Source organism: Phytomonospora sp. NPDC050363 (genome assembly GCF_040655735.1).
Lineage (GTDB): Bacteria > Actinomycetota > Actinomycetes > Mycobacteriales > Micromonosporaceae > Phytomonospora.
This window is the reverse complement of record NZ_JBFAKK010000001.1, coordinates 114885-134883: the sequence shown is the minus strand read 5'-3', so window position 1 is coordinate 134883 and position 19999 is coordinate 114885. Positions and strand designations below refer to the sequence as shown.

Here is a 19999-nt window from a genome sequence, read left to right as displayed (position 1 = left end):
CTCTCAGGGCTTCGGGTAGCTGAGTCGGCGGAGCAGGGTCTCGGCTGGACCGCGATGGCCGGTGCGGCGCATCGCCTCGGCGATGGCGACGGTCAGGAGCCACACCGCGATGGCCACGCCCGCCGTCGCCGCCGAGCCGAGTCGTGCGCCGAGACCGAGTGTGTAGGGGGCGAACAGGGCCGCGAAGGCGACCGACTGGAGCAGGTAGCAGGTGAGCGAGCGCTGCCCGCACGCGGCGAGCGCGGTGGCGACGGGTCCGCGCCGGGTTCCGAGGCGGATGGCGGCGAGGCCGATGAGGGCGGCGTAGCCCAGGCCGCCGGCGACGCCGGTGATGACGTGCAGCGCGGAGGCGAGGTAGTCGGTGAGGAAGCCCGTCTCGGTCCACACGCCGGCCACCATCAGGCCCATGGGCACGCCGCCGGCGGTCGAGACCGTGATGCCGGTGAACGCGACCCGGCGCAGGAGTCCGCGGTGCTCCCGCGGGGCGCCGAGGATGTCGCGGCGGGCTGCCCACATGCCGGCGAGGGCCGCGCTGAACACGCCCGCGAGGCCGAGGGGTGTGAAGATCCACTCGACGGCGCGCAGTGCTATGGCGAGGGGGACGTCGTCGACGGCGAAGGACCAGAAGAAGGTCCGTTCGGTGTTGGGTCCGGAGTCGCTGTAGACGAGTCCCTGCACCAGTCCGCACACGGCGAGCCAGGCGGCACCGGTGATCAGGAGGGCGCGGTCGCCGACCTTGAGCATCGCCAGCAGGACCATGCCGAGGAGCCCGTAAAGGCCGAGGACGTCGCCGGAGAAGAGGAGCACGGCGTGGGCTGCGCCGAAGACGATGAGCCAGCGGCCGCGCCGGCGCAGGAGCCGGCGGGCGGCGAGGTCGTCGAGTCCGCGTGAGCGGTGGCGGATGTGGGCGCGCACGATGCCGTAGGCGAACAGGGCCGCGAACAGGGGGTAGCCGCGGATCTCGACGAGCACGGTGTTGAGGAAGGCGACCACGCGGTCGAGCGTGTCGTGCTCGACGATGTGCTGGCGGGGCCCGTAGGGGCGGTCGTAGAGATAGATGACCGAGTTGGCCAGCGCAACAAGCGCGAGCATCAGGCCCCGGCCGAGGTCGGGCGCCAGTGAGCGTTCGGCGTCGGCGATGGGTCTGGGCAGGGTGTCGCTTGTGGACGGCGGCATGTGGCGCTCCTGGGGATCGGGGTTTCCCCCATCCTCTGGGCGCGGTGCGGCGGTTCCATCGACCGGCCGGTCGATCCGCAGACGGCGCCGGCGGTGGACCCGCGTCCACCGTCCGGTTGATGCGGATCAGGCCGCGAGCCGGCTGAGCGTCCCGGTGGTGGCGAGGCCGCCCTCGTGCGAGGCGGCGAGACGGGCGGACACGGGGATGAGGATCAGCTGGTCTCCGTGGACGAAGCAGCTCACCGTCAGCTGCCGCCCGCGTACCTGCCAGCCCCAGGGACTCGACGGGGAAGGGGCGCCGACGACCATGACCCGGCCGTAGTCGAGGCCGGTGTCGTCGAGGCTCCAGGTGGCCAGTCGGTACAGGCGGTCGATCTCGGAGGTCTCGCCCAGGACCGCGGGCGACATGGCGGTGTCGATCAGCTCCAGGGCCGAGCGCCTGGCGGCCGGGCCGATGTCGGGGACGGCGAGCCCGGTGCGGTGGTGCGCGCTCGCCCGGCTCCAGCGCGGCCAGGCCTCGCACGGTACGTCCGACAGGGTCCGCGCCCGCATCTCGGGTTCGAGCGAGGAGAGCAGTTCCCGGCCGCTCGCGACGATGCCGGCGGTCGAGACGCCGGTGGCGTGGAAGCCGTAGAAGCCTTCGGTGAGGGCGCCGCCGACGGCCGGGCCGGCCAGCCGGAGCCGTCGGCGCGACATGCGCTGGACGGCGCCGACGCCGGTCCGCAGGAGCGCCCTCGTGGCAGTCAGTGCCTCGGTAACGTGGTCGTCCGGCGCGGGTGCGACATAGCCCTTCATGCCCATACGGTGACCCACCAGGCTTAAGCCCGGATGCGTGCCGGATGAACGATCGCTGGGAGCCGGCCCGGATCGGCCCGGGCCGGGTCCGCTTCGTTGGTGGATGCGGCTTTGGTCATGGACCGGGCGGGCGGTGAACACGCGCCGAACGGACGGTGCGCCCGCGGGTCTTTCACCGCGGGACGCACCGTCGGACCGTCAGCCCTCGGTGACCTCGACGCCCTTCCAGAAGGCGACGTGGTTCTTGATATTGCCTGCCTCGGCCTTGGGTTCGGGGTAGAACCAGGCGGCGTCGGTGTTCTCCTCGCCGTCGACCGTGATCGTGTAGTACGAGGCGGTTCCCTTCCACGGGCACTCGGTGTGCGTGGAGGTCTCGCTGAACAGCTCCCGCTTGATCGCGTTCGCCGGGAAGTAATGGTTGCCTTCCACGACGACGGTGTCGTCGGACTCGGCGAGGACGGCGTCGTTCCAGGTCGCGCGTACGGTCATCGGTCCTGCCTTTCGTGGGTATCGCATCGACCCTATGCCGGAGGCGACGCGGCCGACGCCGACTCGACGGGAATGCGGGTTCGGCTAGCCTCACCGCCATGATCACAGCCACTCCCGCCATCGCCGCCGACCTTGCCCCGACAGGAGTCCTGCGCGCCTCGATCAACCTGGGCAACCCGGTTCTGGCCGGCGGCACCCCGCAGGACCCGAGCGGGATCACCGTCGACATCGCGGGCGAGATCGCCGCGCGGCTGGCGGTGCCGCTGGAGACACTGTGCTTCGACGCCGCCCGCAAGTCCTATGAGGCGATGGCCGCCGGACTGGCCGACATCTGTTTCCTCGCCGTCGAACCCGCGCGGGAGGCCGAGGTCGCCTTCACCGCGCCCTATGTGGTCATCGAGGGCGTCTACGCCGTCTCGCGCGACTCCGGCCTGACCACTCCCGCGGACGTCGACCGTCCCGGCGTGCGCGTCGGCGTCAAGGAGGGCTCGGCGTACGACCTTTTCTTGACCCGCACCCTCCGGAACGCGAGCATCGTGCGGGACGAGGAGGGCGTCGACGTGTTCGAGGACCTCGGGCTGGAGGTCGCCGCAGGCATCCGGCAGCCGATGGCCGCCTACGTCGCCGCGCGTCCCGGGCTCCGGCTCATCGACGAGCGCTTCATGGAGATCCGCCAGGCCGTCGGGACGACCAGGACGCGCCGCCCGGAGACGACGGCGTTCCTGCGCGATCTCGTCGAGGAGCTACGGGCTGGCGGTTTCGTCGCCGAGTCCCTTCGCCGGGCCGGGCAGTCCGAAAGCCTGGTGGCCACGGCCTGACACGGGTCAGGCACCGGGCCGGTAGGCCAGAAGATGGCAGTGCGGCGGCTTGCCGACGGCCTCCGGCGGGCTGACGACGGTCGCCCGTTCCTCGAATCCCGCCTCCCGCAACAGAACGGCGATCTCCTCGGGACGCTGCCGGTGCCAGTCGAGGTTCACCGGCTTGCCGAAGACCTCGTCACGGTGGTTCGTGTCGTCCCCCACCTGGAAACCGAGCATGAGCTGCCCGCCCGGCGCGAGCACACGACGGAACTCGGCGAAGACCTCGGCCCGCAGCTCCCGGGGAATGTGGATGATCGAGTAATAGGCGAGCAGGCCGCCCAGTGAGGCGTCGGGCAGGTCGAGGGCGAGCATCGAGCCGACCTCGTAGCGCGGCCCCGGGTGCAGGCGCCGGGCGAGGGCGATCATCTCCGGGGACAGGTCGACACCGAGCACGTCGAGGCCCAGTCCGTGCAGCAGAGCCGTAACGTGACCCGGTCCGCAGCCGACGTCGGCGACCATGCCCCCTCCCCCGGTGCGCACCAGTTCGGCGAAGGCGCCGAACAGGGCACGGGCCAAGGGCATGCTGTCGAGGCTGTCGCCGATCATGTCGACGTACTCGTATGCGGTGGCGTCGTACGACGCGCGGGTGGCGGTGAGGAACGACGGTTCGGACATGACCGTGGACAGTAGGCGACGGCGGCGGGCCGGTGCCGCTCGCACCGGCCCGCCGCACCTCGTCTCAGGACTCGGGTTCGGCCGTCGGGTCCTGCCCGCCGAGGAACCCGTTCGCCATGTCGGCGAGGCGCCGCGCGCCCAGCGCTTCGGCCCAGCGCGCGACCTCGCGGGCCAGCGCCCGCGCACCCGCCTCGTCGCCGGTGTCTCGCGCGGACACGGCGAGCAGCATCTGCTGCGAGAGGGTGCCGGGGACGTTTCCGGCGCGGGCGCCGAGGAAGGTCGCGCGGCGCCACAGTTCGAGGGCGAGGGCGTGATCGCCCCGGGTGTGGGCGTGGTCGCCGAGGTGGCGGAGGGCCTCCCTGGTCAGGAGGTCGTCGGCGCTTTCCTCGCCCGCCGCGAGGGCCGCCTCGTAGTCCGCCGGGGCGGCCGCAGCCTCGCCGAAGACGTTGTCGGAGATCAGGCCCAGGTAGTGGTGAACCCATCCGCGCCGGCGGAGGTCGGGAGCGAGGTCGCGCAGTTCACCGGCCCTGGCGCGCAGGCCGGTCATCTCCTCGGGATCCTTGCCATCGGGTCCGGGGCGGAACCCGCCGTCGCCGAGGACCGTTCGGGCGTAGTCGTGCCGCAGTCGCAGGAAGTCGAGGTCCCAGCGGGCGTCGGCGGTGAGGTCGCCGGCGACGGCGGCGGCCTCGCCGAGCCGGGTGGTGGCGGCGTCGAAGCCCTTGAACCAGCCCGCGTCGAGCGCGGCCTCGGCCGCGGCCAGCGCGAGGCGTGCCCGGTGCTCGGGCGCCTCGGTGGAGGCGGCGTCGAGCAGGGCGAGCGCGGTCTCGGAGCGGCCGGACCTGGCAAGTTCGGCGGCGGCGGTGATCAGGTCGTCGACGGCGACGGCGGTATGGGCTCTCAGGGCTGTCTCGGTCATGCTGGGGAAGGTAGTCAGGGCAAAAACCATCCACAAGAAAACTACTTCGGAGGCGGCGATGACCGACTCGGTCGACCGGCACGTCGCCTTGTGGGCGCGCGAGATCGAGGGGATGGATCCGGTCAAGGAGGCGATCTTCATGCGGCTTGCCATCCTCGCGCGGCACACCGCGCAGACGCGCAGCGCGGTGCTGGCGGAGGGCGGGCTGCTGCGCTGGCAGTTCAAGATCCTGCTGCGGCTGCGCGGTCTGGGCGCCCCGTACACGACCAGTCCCTCACAGCTCGCCGACCTGGTCGGTCTCACCAGGGGCGCCCTCTCGGCGCGGCTCGCGCCGCTGGAGGAGGCCGGGCTGATCGTGCGGACGCACGACACCCGGGATCGGCGGCGGGTCGGTGTGGTGCTCACCGAGGCCGGGCACCGGGCCTTCGAGCAGCACATCGGCGCCGAGGAGCACGACGAGTTGAGGCTGCTGTCGGCGCTGCCGCCGCAGGAGCGGCTGATCCTCGCCGACCTGTTGCGCAAGCTCGTGTCGGCCGTGGAGTCCGAGCCCGCCTGTGGGGGCGGGCGGGAGAGCTGAGGGCGCACCGGAACTCGCTCGCCCTCGGCGCCGTGACGGGCTAGCGTGTCCCGATGCGTCCCAGCGAGATCGAACTCGGCGACGAGCGCGTCGCCCGAGCCGTCCACGAAGTGGGTCGGCGCTCCTACGCGGTGGAAGCCGCGATCATCGGCTTCGACGGCATTCCCGCCCTGTCGGAGTCCCTGACCGAGATGCGCGCCGAGCCGCTGCGCTGGATCGCGACGAGCGATGCCGACGGCCTGCCGGTCGCCTTCATCGCCTGGGCGCGCACCGATGCCGGCGAGGTCGACATCGACCGGCTCTGCGTCGACCCGGGATGGTTCCGCAAGGGCCTGGCCCGGGAACTGCTCGACCACCTGCTCACCACGCAGACCGACGGCGACGTGCTGGTCTCCACGGGCGCGGCGAACGTTCCCGCCGTCACCCTCTACACCCGCGCGGGCTTCACGCCCACCGGAACGTCCTCCCCCGTCCCGGGACTGGAGATGGCGCACTTCCGCCTCACCCGCGGCACCGCCGCCGAGGAGCGAGGTTGAGCGACGTCCGCGTAGTCGATCCGCACGACGAGATCGCCCTGCGCGCCTGGTACACGGCCATGCGGGCCGGTGCGGCCGCCGACCGGGTCCACCCCCTGATCCAGGCCTACGAGGAGTTCGCGACCTCGCTGCGCACCCCGAACCCGTCGAGGAGGCGCACCGCCTACGCCGCGTACGGCGCCGACGGGACCGTCCTGGGCACCCTCGACCTCGCCCTGCCGCTCAAGGAGAACCTCCGGCTCGCCGAGTGGGACGTCAACGTCCCGCCCGAGTACCGGCGCCGGGGCGTCGGCACCGCTCTCTTCGAGTTCGGGCACCGCCTGGCCACCGCGGAGGGCCGCACGGTCCACTCCGCCGAGGTCAACATTCCGCAGGACCAGGGCCCCGAGCGCTTCGCCGGATCGCTGTTCGCGCGGCGGCTCGGCTTCACCACCGAGCACCAGGAGGACCGGCTGATCCTGGAGCTGCCGGTCGCCGACGACGCACTCGCCGCCATCAAGGAGCGCTCGGCCGGCTCCCACTCCGGCTACTCCTTCGTGGGCTGGACCAGAGCCTGCCCCGACGAGCACGTCGAGGCCTTCGCCCTGATGCGCACGACCATGAGCGACGAGGTCCCCACCGGCACCCTCGACCACGAACCGATCGTGTGGGACGTCGAGCGCCTGCGGCTGAGCGAGTCGCGGCTGGCGGCCTCCGGAATGGTCTCGATCACCACTGCGGCGAGGGCCGCCGACGGCGCCTTCGCCGGCTACAGCCTGATGTACGCGCCCGAGCACAACCCCGACGAGGTCTATCAGGACGACACCCTGGTCATCGACGCGCATCGCGGGCACCGGCTCGGCGCGGCCATGAAGGCCCGCAACCTTGAGATCCTGCAGGCCGGCCATCCGGGACGCTCCCGTGTCCATACCTGGACGGCGGGGTCGAACGCGCCGATGCGGCACGTGAACGCCTCGTTCGGGTTCCGTGCCGTCGAGTTGATGCACGAGATGCAGCGCACCGACGCCTGACGGCCGCGCGCCGGGTCCCTCCGGTGGAGGGACCCGGCGGGCGGGATCAGTTGATGTTCAGCGTGAACGTGGTCGTGGTGTTCTTGATGTTCTGGAAGTTGTCGGAGAACACCAGTCCGGTGAAGGTCGCCGAACCGATCGCCGGCCCCTGGCCCTCCTCGGGCATCTCGTTGACCCAGATGCCGAAGCCGGACTTGGCGTCGAAGGCATCACCGCTCTTGTGCGCGCCCGAGATGCGGACGTTGGTGAACAAGGTGTCGGTGACCGGGATCTTCTCGGGGTACTTCGTCTGGAACATGATCCCCGAATAGGTCGGGTCGATGATGTCCACATCGGATATCCGGATGCCGCGGAACTCCTTCGACGCCGAGAAGCACCAGATGGCGCCGAAGGTCTGGTTGCCCCAGAAGTGCCCGCCGGCGCGGATCAGCGAGATGTTCTCGAAACGCGTCGGAGTCGTTCCGAAGCCGACGAAGGGATAGCCGAAGTTCAGTGAGCTGATGGTGATGCCCGAGTAGGTCAGCATGTCGGCGATGTAGAGGTTGCGGAAGACGTTGTCGTAACCGCCGTACACCGCCAGACCCGCCGCGCGCCAGGTCACCGTCGCCGAGAGGTTCTCGAAGACGTTGCCGTGGTTGCCGACCGAGCCGCCGGAGTCGGTCGCGGAGAACAGCGCGAAGGCGTCGTCTCCGTTGCCGCGGCCCTCGTTGTTGGATATCAGCGAGTTCGTCGTGTCGTTGGTGAAGTTGATCCCGTCGGCGAAGGTGTTCCGGAAACGCGAGTTGGTGATGGTGATGTTGTCGTTGTGCACTCCCCAGTAGCCGACGATCGTGTGCTCGACCCAGACGCGGTTGATGGTGAGATCCTCGCTGTTCATCATCTCGCCCCACACCTTTCCGGGGCCGTCGATGCGCGAGGTGTAGTTGCCGAAGAAGGCCAGATCCTCGAACCTCGAACCGTTCGCCGAGGTCGGCACGTCGAATCCGGCGTTGGTGTTCTCCTGCCCCTGCGGCGTCTCGAAGCGCGTGTACCAGGAGCCGGCCCCGATGACGTTGATCGCCCGGCCGTACACGGTGAACTTCGTGGCGGTGCTGTAGACGCCGGCCGGCAGGTAGACGCCGAGGGAACCGGTGTCCTGGCGGGCGGCGTCGAGGGCGTTCTGGACGTCCTGGTGGGTGAAACCGGCCGGGACCTTGTACCGGGCCGGGTCGGGGTTGGCGCGCGGTGCGACCAGTTCGAGGTTGACGAAGTCGATGGTGGCCACGCTCTGCCCGTTGTCGCGCTGGAGGCGGATCGTCGAGCCCTGCGGCACCGTCGAGTCGAGCAGGATGTTCGCCTCGTCGTAGAGGTGACGGGGAGCGCCCATGCCCGGAGAGTTGCCCGGCGAGGCCTCGGCCCCGTAGAGCCAGGCGTACTTCGACGTCAGGGAGATGTTCTTGTGGAACACGCCGTTGACGTAGATGCTCAGGTTGCTGGTCGTTCCCGTTCCCCCTGCGGAGTCGGGGATCGAGAAGCGCGTGACCAGGGTGTTGGTCGGCGCCTTGGTCGTCCACTGCACGTAGGAGCCGGTGCCGTTGAGGGTGACGGCCTTGCGGCCGCTGGCCTCGCCGGCGAGGTCGCCGATCGTCCGGTTGGGGCCGACCGTGGTCGCGCCGCCGCCGGTGACGCCGTCCTCCGACTCGTACATGTCGTAGGGCAGGTTCGCGCCGCGCCCGACGAACAGCGAGGTGTCGGAAGTGTTGTTGCCCTGCTTGACGGGCAGCTCGTTGGCGTCGGCGGCGATCACGACCCGGATCGTGTACCGGCCGTTGGCGGCCGTCCAGGTACCGAGGTTCACCGGGCTCGCGCTCGCGCCGGCGTTGATGACCCCGCTGACCGAACCGGTCAGGGTGCGCACGGTCGCGCCGGATTCGTTGCGGACGGTGAGGGTGATGCCGTGCGCTCCACCGGCCGAGTTGACCGTGCCCTGGTTGCGGACGGTCACGGTGAAGGCCACCGCGTTGCCGGCCGTGGGGTTGCCGGGCGACCAGGCCACCGAGGCGACGAGGTCGGAGCTCTGCACGGGGGCGACGACCAGTGCGGCAGGCCGGGTGTAGTTGTTGTTGGTCTGGTTCTTCTCCACGACGGTGTCGGCCTCGTCGACCTTCGCCGTCAGCTGGTAACTCCCGGCCGTCTTGGTGCCGATGCTGGCCGAGACGGTCGTCTGGGCTCCGGCGGCGAGTCCCGCGACGTTCGCGGTGCCGGCGAGCTGCGTGCCGAGGTAGAAGTTGACGTTGGTGGCGCCCGAGGACCGGTCGCCGATGTTGGCGACGGTGGCGCTGAGGGTGATGGAGTCGCTCTCCACCGGGGAGGCCGGCGAGGCCGAGATGCCCGTGACGGTCAGGTCGGGGTTCGGCGCGGGAACACCGAAGACCTGGAGTTCGGCGACCTGGCCGCCGGGCGCACCGGTGTTGGAGGAGATGGACAGCCGCAGGTCGGCGGTGGTCGCCGTGAGCGGGATCGTGACGGTGTTGGCCGTCGCGGGGTTGAACGTGTAGTTCGCCGCGCCGACGAGAGTGGTGTAGGCCGTGGAGCCCTGGTCGCGGCCGAGGACGGTGATGTTCTGCGTCCGGCTGCCCCAGGCGGAGTCCGGGCTGAGCTTGACGACGACGCGGTCGAGGACCGCGTTGGCGCCGAGCTGCACGGTGAGCTGTCCGGGGAGGGCGTCGCTCTCCCAGTAGGTCGCGGTGTTGTCGTCGACGGCGTTGGCCGCCACGAAGGTGTGGGCGTGACCGCTCTCGGTGACCGGCCTGCCGACCGCGAGGTTGGTGGCCGTACCGCCCGATCCGTTACGGGTCACCGTGTTGCTGTTCGTCGAGGCGTTGCCCGCGGCGTCCCTGGCCCGCACGTAGTACGCCACCGTCGCGGTGGCGGGCTGCGTGTCGGTGTAGGTCAGCGTGGAACCGTTGACACTGCCCCGCACGCTTCCGTTGGCGTAGACGTCATAGCCGGTCACGCCGACGTTGTCGCTGGAGGCGTTCCAGGTCAGCCGGATCTGCCCGCTCCCCGGCTGCGTGTAGGCGAGGCTGGACGGCGCCGTGGGCGCCTGCGTGTCGCCGCCGCTTCCGTTGCGGGTCACCGTGTTGCTGCTCGGTGAGATGTTCCCGGCGGCGTCCTTGGCCTGAATGTAGTACGCGACCGTCGCGGTGGCGGGCTGCGTGTCGGTGTAGGTCAGCGTGGATCCGTTGACGGTGGTCCGCAGCGTGCCGTTGGCGTAGACGTCGTAGCCGGTCACACCGACGTTGTCGCTGGAGGCGTTCCAGGTCAGCCGGATCTGCCCGCTCCCCGGCTGCGTGTAGGCGAGGCTGGACGGCGCCGTGGGCGCCTGCGTGTCGCCGGTACCCGGGCCGTAGACCTCGAACTCGGCGATCTGCCCGGCCGGCCAGCCGGTGTTGGCGGTGATCTCCAGCCGCACGTGGCGGACCGTCGCCGCGTTGAAGTTGATCGTGGCCGCCGGCCCGAAGACGTGGCCGGCGGAGGCGACGATGTCGGTGAAGGTCGTCCCGTTGGTGCTTCCCCGCACGGCGAGGGTCTGCGTGCGCGCTCCCCAGCCCGAGGGGATCTTCAAGACGAGCTGGTTGACCGCCACGGCGGAGCCGAGATCGACCTGGAGCCACTGCGGGAACGCGTTGTTGGCACTCTCCCAATAGCTGGCCTGCTGACCGTCGTTGGCGTTTCCGGCGACATAGACGTCGGCGTGGCTCTTGGCCGTCACGGTCTTGCCGAGGGCGAGGTTGGCGCTCGCCGTCGAGGTCCGCCTGACCTCGACCTCCGCGATCTGCGCGGCCGGCGAGACGGAGTTGGCGGTGACGTCGACGCGAATGTAGCGGGTCGTGAACGGCGGGAAGGCGATCGTCGCCGACGGGCTGAAGGTGTGCTCGGCGGAGGCGAGGATGGTCGAGTAGGCCGTGCCGTCCGGGCTGCCCTGCACCGAGAGGGTCTGGGTGCGGGTGCCCCAGCCGGCCGGGAGCCTCAGAACGATCTGGTCGATGCTCGTCACCGAGCCGAGGTCGACGGTCGCCCACGCGGGGAAGGCGCCCCGCGCGCTCTCCCAGAGGGTGCCCTGGTCTCCGTCGACGAGGTTGCCCGCGCTGTGAGGGGCGTTGGTGCTGCTGACCGAGACGGGCTTTCCGGAGGCGACGTTGGGGCCGCCGGCGGCCTCGGCCGCTAACGGTGCGACGGGGAGCAGCAGGCTCGCTATGACGGCGACTGCCAGCAGCCGCCGGTTGCGCTTGGATCTCATGGCATTCCTGTCTTGTGGGGACCGGCATGGGCCCGTGGGGCGGAAGGAAGCACCAGAAACTCCGATGATGCGAAAGTTGCACGACACCATCTGGATTCAGACTCTGACTTGTTCGAAAATTGCATGTCGTTGGCCAGATGTTACAGACGCACTTCGGTCGCGTCAACGAACTGCTACGCGCTGATGTCGCTGGTGGACACAGGGGCGGTGAAGGGCACGCCGAAGGCGGCCCCGCCGGGGAGACGGGACCGTGCCGAGCGCGGATCACTGGGGCGGCATTGCCGCCGGGCGTTTCAGTCCTCGGACTCCTCAAGGCGGAATCCGACCTTGACGGTCACCTGGAAGTGCGCCACCTCGCCGTTCTCGATGTGGCCGCGGACCTCCGTCGCCTCGAACCAGTCGAGGTTGCGCAGGGTCTGCGACGCGCGGCTGATGGCGCTGCGGATCGCGTCGTCGACCGACTCCGTCGACGAGCCGACGATCTCGGTCACGCGGTAGGTGTTGGTCATGGCTATCACCTCGTTCGACGAGCGGATCTTCTCCCAGACTGGCACGCCGGCGCGGTTCAGGGCGCCGAAACCGGGGATCCGTCCGGCGGGTACCGCCGGCCGGGACCCTGCCACGAGATCCGTCCGGCCGGTGCGAGCGGACCGGCGAGCCGAGCGCGGTGGATCACGACGCCGTCGAGTCCGGGTCCGGCGAAGGTGAGGCGGCAGGCGCTCCGACGGTTGCCGCCCATGCCGCAGACGACCACGAGTTCGTGGTTTCCAACGCTCACACGCAGGCTCAGTGGCGCACTTCGAGGCGGCCCGACTCGTCCATGGTGGACAGGTCCGCCAAGCGTCCGACCCATCCTTCGGGCCAGCGGGTGGCACCCGACCACCGCACGCCCTTGAGCCCTCGCACAATGTGCTCGTCGAGGTCGGCGGAGCTCAGGTCGGCGCCGCAGAAGTCGTTGACCGCCGCGTCCAGCAGGACCATCGGGGAGTCGTCGCCGAGCTCGCCGTACACATTGGACAGATGAGCGCGGACCACGTCCCACTCCGCCTCGGGCGGTGCGGCGCCGACCGGGAGGTCGTAGCTCGTCGCGGTCCGGTAGAGGGACATGCGGGCCTCGGTCAGCTCCGACTTGATCTGGTGGGCGTGATCGCCTTCCAGACAGGTCAGGTTCCACGGGAGGCCGTTGACCGCGCCGAGCCGCCCGTCCACCTCGGTGGCGCGCAGGGCGCCCTCATCGGTGACGGGCCTGGTGCCCGACGCGGGGACACTGCCGGCGAAGATCTCGCGCACGCGTCCGAGGAGGCCGAGCAGATCCGTCAGCTCGCGGCGGCGGGAGAGGACCACGATCGGCGGGAGGGCCGCGAGCAGTTCGGCGAGCTCGGCCACGAGCGGCCTTCCCCGCCGCTCCGGCCCGTCCGGCGCCTCGGGGGCGAGCATGGCGTCGAGAGCCGCAGCGAGATCGAGGGTCCCGGCCAGGCGGGCCATGAGCGAGCGGTGCTCGGCCAGGAGGAGCCGGTCGAAGTCGGCGGGCGTGGCGGGCGCCTCGCGGTCCCCGTCGCGCAGCAGGGACTCCAGCCGCCGGGCGAGTGAGCGCTGCTTGTCGCGGATCTCCCGCGCGGTCCAGTCCATGTCGTCGTCGAGGACGGCGGCGATCTCAGTGGGTGTGAACCCGTCGATGGGCAGTGCCAGGACGGCCTTCTCGGTGAGCGAGAGCTGGGACAGGAGCTGCCAGGCGGGCTGGTCACCGGTTGACCAGTGCTCGACGCCGGCGTCCCAGGGGACCGAGGAGGCCAGCTCGTCGAGCCCGGCAGGGGCCTCGCCGAGGGTCTCCACGGCTTCCCAGAGGTCTTCGGCGGCCGATGCGCCGCCGGTGTTCTCCGCGAGCATCCACAGGGCCTGCTCGGAGGACTTGACGCCGTCCCAGGGCCAGGATCGGTAGACGGCGTGTCGCAGACGCGCCCGGGCGCCGGTGGCCGACTCCCAGTCGTGGTAGAGATCGAGCATGGCCCGCTGGGCGTGGAAGAGCCCGTCGGGGAAGCGGCCGAGGTCGAGGCGGCACACGAAGGCCACGAGGGCGGGCATCTCGGCCAGGTAGAAGAGCCTGAAGGCGGTCTCCCGCTCGCTCCGGTCCACGTTCGCGATCACCCCGTCCGAGCGGCCAACCGTGCCGATGCCCTTGCCTCGCCGCTCAAGTGTGACGCGGCGGGGGCGTTCTCGCGGGGCGAGACCGCCATCTGAATTCACGGTCTGCGCGCGTCAGTCGAGCAGGTCGGCCTCGGCGGCGGCCGCGAGGGCGCGGTCGAGCAGGTCGGCGTCGCCGAGGAGTTCCTCAAGAACGGCGGCGACGGCGTGCAGGGCGGCGACGTCCTCTCCGTAGGCGCAGAACATGCCGGCCTCGGAGTCGAAGCGGAAGCGCTCGGCGAGGGCGGGATCGCGTTCCAGCACGAGGGCGTGCACCGCGCCCTGCCAGTCGTAGCCGCCGCCTTCGAGTCCGCGCGCCCCGAAGACGCCGGACAGGTGCGCGTCGACCGGCCCGCCGGGACTGAAGATCACCGAGGAGGCGGTGGACCCGCCGACGAACTTGGCGGCGGTGAAGCCGCTGAAGTCACTCTCCGAAAGCATGCGACCGAGACTAACGGCCGGGTGTGACAGCGGCGGCCGATGACGTCCAGCCGGTTCCGACCCGACTCCGAGCCGATCTTGAGCAAGGACTCCTAGCCTCGGCTCATCGGACCTGGTGAGACCGCCGGGGCCGCTCACCGACGGCGTACCTGGAGGCTGACATGACCCGCGAGCACGAGATCGAGGACCACGACCGGGGGCTCGACGTCGACATCCGCACCCTGGCCGACCGGCGCCTGGTCCTCGGCATGATCGGCGGGGCCGGACTCGCCCTGGTGGCGGCCTGCGCGCCCTCGTCGGCGGGGGGCTCGGCGGCTCCGAGCGCTCCGGCGAGCACCGGCGCGAGCGAGCCCGCGAGGGCCGACGTCGCCGAGATCCCCGAGGAGACCGCCGGCCCGTACCCGGGGGACGGTTCGAACGGGCCGAACGCGCTGACCGAGAGCGGGATCGTCCGCGGCGACATTCGGCCGAGTTTCGGTACCGCCACCGGCGTCGCTGAGGGGATCGCCACGACCGTGACGCTCAACGTCCTCGACGCCGGGACGGCCGAGCCGCTCAAGGGGGCCGCGGTCTACCTGTGGCAGTGCGACCGCGACGGGAACTACTCGATGTACTCGCAGGGCGCCGAGAACGAGAACTACCTGCGCGGTGTCCAGGAGACCGACGCCGGCGGCACGGTCGTGTTCACCACGATCTTCCCGGCCTGCTACTCCGGGCGCTGGCCGCACATGCACTTCGAGGTCTACGAGAGTCTGGCGGAGGCGACGAGGGCGGGGACGAAGCTCGTCACCTCGCAGCTGGCGATCCCGCGGGGGATATGCGAGACGGTGTACGCCACCTCCGGGTACGAGCGCAGTGTCGGCAACCTCGCACGGGTCTCCCTCGACCGGGACATGGTGTTCTCCGACGGCCACGACAGCCAACTGGCGACCGTGACCGGCGGGGTGCCGGCCGGGATCGGGGTCAGTCTCGACGTGGGGGTCTGAGGGCGGATGCGGAGGTGAGCGCGGACACTCCCCACCGCAGGAGCGACCCGGCGAGGACGCCGCCGACGATCGCGGCCGACGTGTAGAGCACGTCGGTGTCGGCGGTGTTGACCGGCGGGTGCCCCTCCAACCGGGTCAGCAGGACGCCGATCGGGGCGAGACCGAACCCCGCGGCGATGACGAACATCCCCGCGCAGAAGACGACCGGGAAACAGGCGAGAGCCGAGGCGATCCACGCTTGGGGTCCGCTCCTCTCACTCGCCCGGACCGTCAGCACGGTCAGCGACAACGCGGCGAGGAGCATGCCGAGGCCGAGCGCCGACCGGTCGGGCGACGCGATCCGGATGAGCACGGTGAGCGCGAGCGCGGCGGCGCCCACCGCGATGAGCGTGCTGCGGGAACCGGAAGCGAGCAGGGTGGAGCAGCCGAGGGCGACGGCCGAACCGAGCACGCCGGCGAGCAGACCGGAGACCCGCAGCGCGGCCTCGACGTCGGTCGGCGACTGGAGGCCGCCGATCAGCCCCGCCGTGATCGCGGCGATGGAACCGGCGACGAGCAGGACACCGCGCCGTGCGCGCACGGTTCTGCGGGCGGCCGCCCACCAGGCGGCCAGGACGCACGCGACGGCCACCGCCGACACCGCCACGGCGGCCACGGGCCCGTCGACGCCGACGCGGGTGAGGAGGATGTCGGCGGCCGTCCACACCAACGCTCCCAGCGCGCCCATGGCACTGAGGAACTCGTCGCCGGCGACCGCCCACACGAACGCCGACGCCACGAGCAGGATCATCGTCAGGCGGACGTCGCGAGCCCAGTAGCCGTTGTTGCCCGCCCATTCTTGGTCGGCGATGGTGCCGGGCGTGACGACGGTGAGGCACACGCCCCACCAGACGGCCGCGACGAGTGCGACCGCGAGAGAGAACAGGCGCCGTAAGCGGGTGGCCATGAACAGCAGGCTAACGGGCGGCAGTGTCCAATGGGGACTCGTCGGCCACCGGCCGCGCCGACTCGCGACGATCGGCCCTGACCCGCAGGATCTCGGCGGCGACGGCGATGGCGATCAGGCCGAGCACGACGAACCACGCGACCCAGACCCGGCCGACGGGGGCGACGACGGCGGTGTTCATGTCGGTGGCGCACATCGCGGCGACGGTTCCCTCGTCGAAGTATCCGCAGGCCGTGACCGCGATCCGCTTGTCGAAGGGGACGTCGACGGCGACTTTTCCGTGCAGCGCGACGGTCCACTCGGCGCCCGGTGCGACCGTCGGCCGCCACACCACACGATCCTCGGCGAGCTCGCCGCCTCCGTCCACACTGGACACGCTGAGGCCGTCGGGGAAGACGACCTCGACGCGCGGAGCGACAGGCTCGGCCTGGGTGTTGCGCAGGATCAGTTCGTACTCGACCCGCTCACCGGCGATGGTCTCGGTGGCGCCGTCCCCGATGGCGATGTCGAGGGGCTGGGCGTCCTGGGCGAAAGCCGCCGCAGGCTGGCTGAAGATCACTGCCGCGGCCACCGCCGCCGCGAGAAGGAAACGCACTGTTGGAAAACCCCACCGAACTCGAGAGAAGTGGTGCTCAGGCTACCCATGGTGAGTCGCCGCTCCCCCAGGCGGGGTTGACGATCCGGGCGGTCTCCTGCGAGGACCGCGCGACGTGCGGGCGCTGTCCTCGCGGCGGCACGTGGACGGGGCCGGCCGGTCGGGCGGGTACCGCCCTGTGCCGACGGTCGGAGTGATCACGCCCGGCCGGTGCGCACCGCCGTGACGGCCACCGTCATGTGCACGGCGAGGGAGCCGCCCATCGCGTCGATGGCGGCCCCATGCCTTCCAGGAGCTCGGCGAGCGGCCCGGACGCGCCGGGTGAGGGTGCCGTGGGTGGGCATCTGGTCGAGCCATTCGCACGGTCCGGCCCGGAGGATATTATGGGCATGCGCCCACTTGAAATGAGCGATCGACCACTCGTCGAGCGCCGACGGGTGGCACGAGGCCGAAGGAGACGGACTTGCCCACCGGAGTGGCCATGCGCGACGCTCGCGAGCAGCTGTTCGAGGCCGCCGAGCGAGTCCTGCTCACCAGCGGCCCCAATGGCCTGACCAGCAGGGCGGTCACCACCGAGGCAGGGTGCGCCAAAGGGGTGCTCCACCGGCACTTCGCCGATTTCGACGAGTTCCTCGCCGAACTCGTGCGCGACCGAATCGCCCGGACCGAGGCGCGTGGTGCGACCCTTCGCGAGAACGCCGGCACCGGTTCGGTCGTCGGCAACATCACCGGCGCGCTCACCGAGCTGTTCGGCTCCGTGGCGGTGGCCATGGTGGGGCTGGTGACCTCGCGCGACGAACTCCGCGCCCGACTGCGCGAGGCGACCCCCACCGGCATCCCGCTCCTGAACGAGGCGACGGCAACGCTCACGGCCTACCTGACCGCCGAACGCGAACTCGGCCGCGTCCGCGCCGATGCCGACGTCACCGTCCTCGCGCCCACACTGATCGGGGCGGGGCACCTGCTGTTCGCCGACCGCACGGCGCCGCCGCCCGGACCCGAAGCGGTCACCAAGGTCGTGGCGGCGGTCGTCGGCGGGGTCGTCAACGGCGGCAGCACGGCGACGTAGAACACCAGCGCCTTCGGGTCGGTGATGTCGGGCAGGAGCCCTGCCACCGGCCCGCCATCGCCGTCCCGCGCATAGGTCGCGCCACCGGGCCGGGCGCCGGACGGGCGCCGCGCCGGGCCGAACGCAGCGCCTGGACGCCGAGGTGGACCAAGTAGGCGACGCCGAGCCGGGTGATCGCGGTGAACACCGGCCGCGCGGCCAGGATCAGCACGCCGAGCCCTGCGGCCGGCGAGTTGCGGCCGGATCACCCGCGCCGAGCCGATCCCAGAGCGTCCACATCGGACCGTCGCGATCGGACGGAGAGTCACCGGACAGTACGAAAGCGACCTTCCCGGCGTTGGGACACTCTTTTATTCAAGAAAGGTAACGATTTGATTCCGAACCTGGATTGACCCAGTCCCGCACCGATACCTTCCCTCTGTAAAGAGACTCAAAAGAGGATCTCCGTCACACCTGGTGCCCGAGGAGTCCGCGCTTGTCCGCTCTAGCCCCAGGCCTGATAGTCAAGGCCAGCCCACCGTCCCGGCCGCGCCGAGCCGGCTCCCTCCTCGCCCGCGTCTGGCGCGCCTACGCCTTCCGGCGCTTGCGCCGCGCGGTCCTGGTCGTGTTCATCGTGACCAACGCGGGCTTCTTCCTCATGCGGGCCATGCCCGGCGACCCCGTCGACGTCCTGGCCGGCCAGATCAGCCAGCGCGGAGTGTCCCCGGTGGAGGCCCGCGCCCTGGCCATCCAGTCGCTGGCCTTCGACCCCGACGCCCCCATCTGGGAGCAGTGGTGGGAGTACTTCTCCGGCCTGGTCACCGGCGACATGGGCACCAGCGTCACCCAGGTCGGCGTCCCGGTCAGCGAAGTGATCATGAAGGTGCTGCCCTGGACCCTGTTCTCGGTCGGCGCCGGCGTCACCATCGCCATCACCCTCGGACTCCTGCTCGGCATGCTCATGGCCTACCGCCGCAACAGCCGCGTCGACCACGCCCTGAGCCTGGTCGCCTCGATCATGGGCGCCATCCCCAACTACCTCATCGCCATCGCCCTGGTCACCCTCGGCAGCACCGTCTTCGGCGTCATCGACTTCCTCGACATGCGCGGCCGGTACAGCCAGGGCGTTCAGCCCGGCTTCAACGCCGAGTTCATCGGCGACGCGCTCTACCACGGGATCCTGCCCATCACGACGTACACACTGGCCACCGTCGGCACCTGGATGCTGGTCATGAAGGCAGCCACGACCGAGGTCCTCGGCGACGACTACGTCACCGTCGCCCGCGCCAGAGGCCTCACCGACAAACGGATCGCGCTCACCTACGTCGGCCGCAACGCCGTCCTGCCACTCGTCCCCCAGGTCGCCATCGCCCTGGCGACCGTCATCGGCGGCGCCATCCTCGTCGAACAGGTCCTCGCCTACGAAGGCCTCGGCCTGCTGTCACTGGAGTCGGTCAACAACCGCGACTACTTCGTCCTCCAGGGAGTCCTGGTCATCGGCACCTCCGTGGTCGTGCTGACCAACTGGATCGCCGACCTCGTCTACGGACGGCTCGACCCGCGCGTCCGCGTGTCCGATGTGGAGGCCGCCGCGTGATGCGGGAAGAGCGGTACGGAGCGGCACCGACGACCGGCTCGAAACCGGGCGACCGAATCGCACGGGGAGACAGGGCATGAGCAAGGGAACCGGCGGCACCCTCTCGGTGATGTGGCAGGGCATCACCCGCAGCCCCAGCGGCTTCACCGGCATGTGCATCGTCGCGGCGATCCTCGCCTTCGTGTTCGTCGGCCGCCTCACCGTCGACCACCACAACCCCACCGACGCCGACAACATCTGGCAGCCCATGTCGGGCACCCACTGGCTCGGCACCAACTTCGAGGGCAAGGACACCTTCACCAAACTCGTCCTCGGCGGCGCCGAACCGCTGTGGGTCGGCGCGCTCGCGGCCGTGGTCACCGTCGTCATCGCCGTCGTCCTCGGCGCACTGGCCGGCTACCTCCGCGGCCGCTTCGACGACCTCGTCCTCCAGCTCACCGACATCACGATGACCATCCCGTTCATCACCATCCTGATCATCGTCGCCTCCTACTTCCGCGACATCTCACCGTGGATGGTCGGCCTCATCATCGGCCTGCTGACCTGGCCCTTCCTCACCCGCTCGATCCGCGCGCAGGTGCTCAGCCTCAAAGAACGCGAGTTCATCGAGGCCGCGCAGCTGCAGAACCTCGGCACCATGCGGATCGTCTTCGTCGACATCCTGCCGAACATGGCCGGCTACATCTTCATCAACTTCATCATCGCCGTCACCAACGCCATCTACGCCATCGTCGGCCTCTACCTGCTGGGCCTGCTCCCCTCGACGGCCGAGAACTGGGGACTGATGATCCAGCAGGCCTGGCAGAACAGCGCCTACCTGCTCCCCCGCGCGCTGCCCTTCCTGCTCGCCCCACTGGCGATGATCGCGCTCTTCCAGGTCGGCCTCGTGCTCGTCACCCGATCCCTTGAGCAGGCCCTCAACCCGAGACTGCGGGAAAGGTAGGAACCC

General features: G+C 70.5%; 21 protein-coding genes. 8 read left to right on the top strand and 13 right to left on the bottom strand.

Annotation, left to right across the window (positions count from 1 at the left end; genetic code table 11):
- Positions 1–3 precede the first annotated feature (3 nt).
- The 3 genes from AB0I28_RS00565 to AB0I28_RS00555 all read right to left on the bottom strand — a co-directional run bounded on the left by AB0I28_RS00565 (position 4) and on the right by AB0I28_RS00555 (position 2460).
- Positions 4–1176: a DUF418 domain-containing protein gene (locus tag AB0I28_RS00565; protein WP_357488530.1), complete on the bottom strand. Its 1173-nt coding sequence runs from the start codon at positions 1174–1176 to the stop codon at positions 4–6.
- A 126-nt stretch (positions 1177–1302) separates the two neighbouring features.
- On the bottom strand, positions 1303–1971 hold the full coding sequence (locus AB0I28_RS00560) for a DUF3500 domain-containing protein (RefSeq protein WP_357488529.1): 669 nt from the start codon (positions 1969–1971) through the stop codon (positions 1303–1305).
- Between the two features lie 198 nt (positions 1972–2169).
- Positions 2170–2460 carry a DUF427 domain-containing protein gene (locus tag AB0I28_RS00555; RefSeq protein ID WP_357488528.1) on the bottom strand — a complete coding sequence of 97 codons (291 nt, stop codon included), beginning with the start codon at positions 2458–2460 and terminating at the stop codon, positions 2170–2172.
- A gap of 98 nt (positions 2461–2558) precedes the next feature.
- Here AB0I28_RS00555 and AB0I28_RS00550 point away from each other — a divergent pair, with 98 nt between their 5' ends.
- A complete protein-coding gene (locus AB0I28_RS00550) occupies positions 2559–3278 on the top strand; it encodes a transporter substrate-binding domain-containing protein (protein WP_357488527.1) in 720 nt (239 codons plus the stop codon).
- A gap of 6 nt (positions 3279–3284) precedes the next feature.
- Here the strand turns inward: AB0I28_RS00550 and AB0I28_RS00545 are convergent, their stop codons facing one another.
- Together AB0I28_RS00545 and AB0I28_RS00540 are read right to left on the bottom strand one after the other, a co-directional pair.
- Positions 3285–3935, bottom strand: a complete 651-nt coding sequence (locus tag AB0I28_RS00545; protein WP_357488526.1) for a class I SAM-dependent methyltransferase — start codon at positions 3933–3935, stop codon at positions 3285–3287.
- A gap of 64 nt (positions 3936–3999) precedes the next feature.
- Positions 4000–4851 carry a hypothetical protein gene (locus tag AB0I28_RS00540; RefSeq protein ID WP_357488525.1) on the bottom strand — a complete coding sequence of 284 codons (852 nt, stop codon included), beginning with the start codon at positions 4849–4851 and terminating at the stop codon, positions 4000–4002.
- Between the two features lie 58 nt (positions 4852–4909).
- Between AB0I28_RS00540 and AB0I28_RS00535 the strand changes: the two genes are divergently transcribed.
- From AB0I28_RS00535 to AB0I28_RS00525, 3 genes are read left to right on the top strand one after another with little or no spacing between them, the layout of a single operon-like run.
- Positions 4910–5428, top strand: coding sequence for a MarR family winged helix-turn-helix transcriptional regulator (locus tag AB0I28_RS00535; RefSeq protein WP_357488524.1), 519 nt, complete (start codon positions 4910–4912; stop codon positions 5426–5428).
- 53 nt (positions 5429–5481) lie between these two features.
- Positions 5482–5964, top strand: a complete 483-nt coding sequence (locus AB0I28_RS00530) for a GNAT family N-acetyltransferase (protein ID WP_357488523.1) — start codon at positions 5482–5484, stop codon at positions 5962–5964.
- Entirely contained in the window at positions 5961–6974 is a 1014-nt protein-coding gene (locus AB0I28_RS00525; protein ID WP_357488522.1) for a GNAT family N-acetyltransferase, read from the top strand. Before AB0I28_RS00530 ends, AB0I28_RS00525 begins: the two co-directional genes overlap by 4 nt.
- A 46-nt stretch (positions 6975–7020) precedes the next feature.
- Here the strand turns inward: AB0I28_RS00525 and AB0I28_RS00520 are convergent, their stop codons facing one another.
- From AB0I28_RS00520 to AB0I28_RS00500, 5 genes are all read right to left on the bottom strand, one after another.
- On the bottom strand, positions 7021–11256 hold the full coding sequence (locus AB0I28_RS00520) for a discoidin domain-containing protein (protein WP_357488521.1): 4236 nt from the start codon (positions 11254–11256) through the stop codon (positions 7021–7023).
- Positions 11257–11549: 293 nt separating this feature from the next.
- On the bottom strand, positions 11550–11765 hold the full coding sequence (locus AB0I28_RS00515; protein WP_357488520.1) for a dodecin: 216 nt from the start codon (positions 11763–11765) through the stop codon (positions 11550–11552).
- A 56-nt stretch (positions 11766–11821) separates the two neighbouring features.
- Positions 11822–12034, bottom strand: a complete 213-nt coding sequence (locus tag AB0I28_RS00510) for a hypothetical protein (RefSeq protein ID WP_357488519.1) — start codon at positions 12032–12034, stop codon at positions 11822–11824.
- 8 nt (positions 12035–12042) lie between these two features.
- Positions 12043–13389, bottom strand: a complete 1347-nt coding sequence (locus AB0I28_RS00505; RefSeq protein ID WP_357488518.1) for a hypothetical protein — start codon at positions 13387–13389, stop codon at positions 12043–12045.
- Positions 13390–13512: 123 nt separating this feature from the next.
- Positions 13513–13878: an Imm51 family immunity protein gene (locus AB0I28_RS00500; RefSeq protein WP_357488517.1), complete on the bottom strand. Its 366-nt coding sequence runs from the start codon at positions 13876–13878 to the stop codon at positions 13513–13515.
- Between the two features lie 161 nt (positions 13879–14039).
- On the opposite strand from AB0I28_RS00500, the gene AB0I28_RS00495 reads away from it, so the two are divergent.
- Positions 14040–14864, top strand: coding sequence for an intradiol ring-cleavage dioxygenase (locus AB0I28_RS00495; protein ID WP_357488516.1), 825 nt, complete (start codon positions 14040–14042; stop codon positions 14862–14864).
- Here the strand turns inward: AB0I28_RS00495 and AB0I28_RS00490 are convergent.
- The 3 genes from AB0I28_RS00490 to AB0I28_RS00480 all read right to left on the bottom strand — a co-directional run bounded on the left by AB0I28_RS00490 (position 14842) and on the right by AB0I28_RS00480 (position 16749).
- Positions 14842–15810: a hypothetical protein gene (locus tag AB0I28_RS00490; RefSeq protein WP_357488515.1), complete on the bottom strand. Its 969-nt coding sequence runs from the start codon at positions 15808–15810 to the stop codon at positions 14842–14844. The two genes, AB0I28_RS00495 and AB0I28_RS00490, sit on opposite strands and share 23 nt — an antisense overlap.
- Before the next feature lie 10 nt (positions 15811–15820).
- Positions 15821–16405, bottom strand: a complete 585-nt coding sequence (locus AB0I28_RS00485; RefSeq protein ID WP_357488514.1) for a hypothetical protein — start codon at positions 16403–16405, stop codon at positions 15821–15823.
- Positions 16406–16602: 197 nt separating this feature from the next.
- Complete coding sequence (locus AB0I28_RS00480; protein ID WP_357488513.1) at positions 16603–16749, bottom strand: hypothetical protein; 147 nt, start codon at positions 16747–16749, stop codon at positions 16603–16605.
- A 119-nt stretch (positions 16750–16868) separates the two neighbouring features.
- Here AB0I28_RS00480 and AB0I28_RS00475 point away from each other — a divergent pair, with 119 nt between their 5' ends.
- The 3 genes from AB0I28_RS00475 (at position 16869) to AB0I28_RS00465 (ending at position 19993) form a co-directional block, all read left to right on the top strand.
- Entirely contained in the window at positions 16869–17474 is a 606-nt protein-coding gene (locus tag AB0I28_RS00475) for a TetR family transcriptional regulator (RefSeq protein ID WP_357488512.1), read from the top strand.
- Between the two features lie 475 nt (positions 17475–17949).
- A complete protein-coding gene (locus tag AB0I28_RS00470) occupies positions 17950–19050 on the top strand; it encodes an ABC transporter permease (RefSeq protein WP_357488511.1) in 1101 nt (366 codons plus the stop codon).
- A gap of 76 nt (positions 19051–19126) precedes the next feature.
- The gene (locus AB0I28_RS00465; protein WP_357488510.1) at positions 19127–19993 is read left to right on the top strand and encodes an ABC transporter permease; all 867 of its coding nucleotides are present in this window, start codon (positions 19127–19129) and stop codon (positions 19991–19993) included.
- Positions 19994–19999 lie beyond the last annotated feature (6 nt).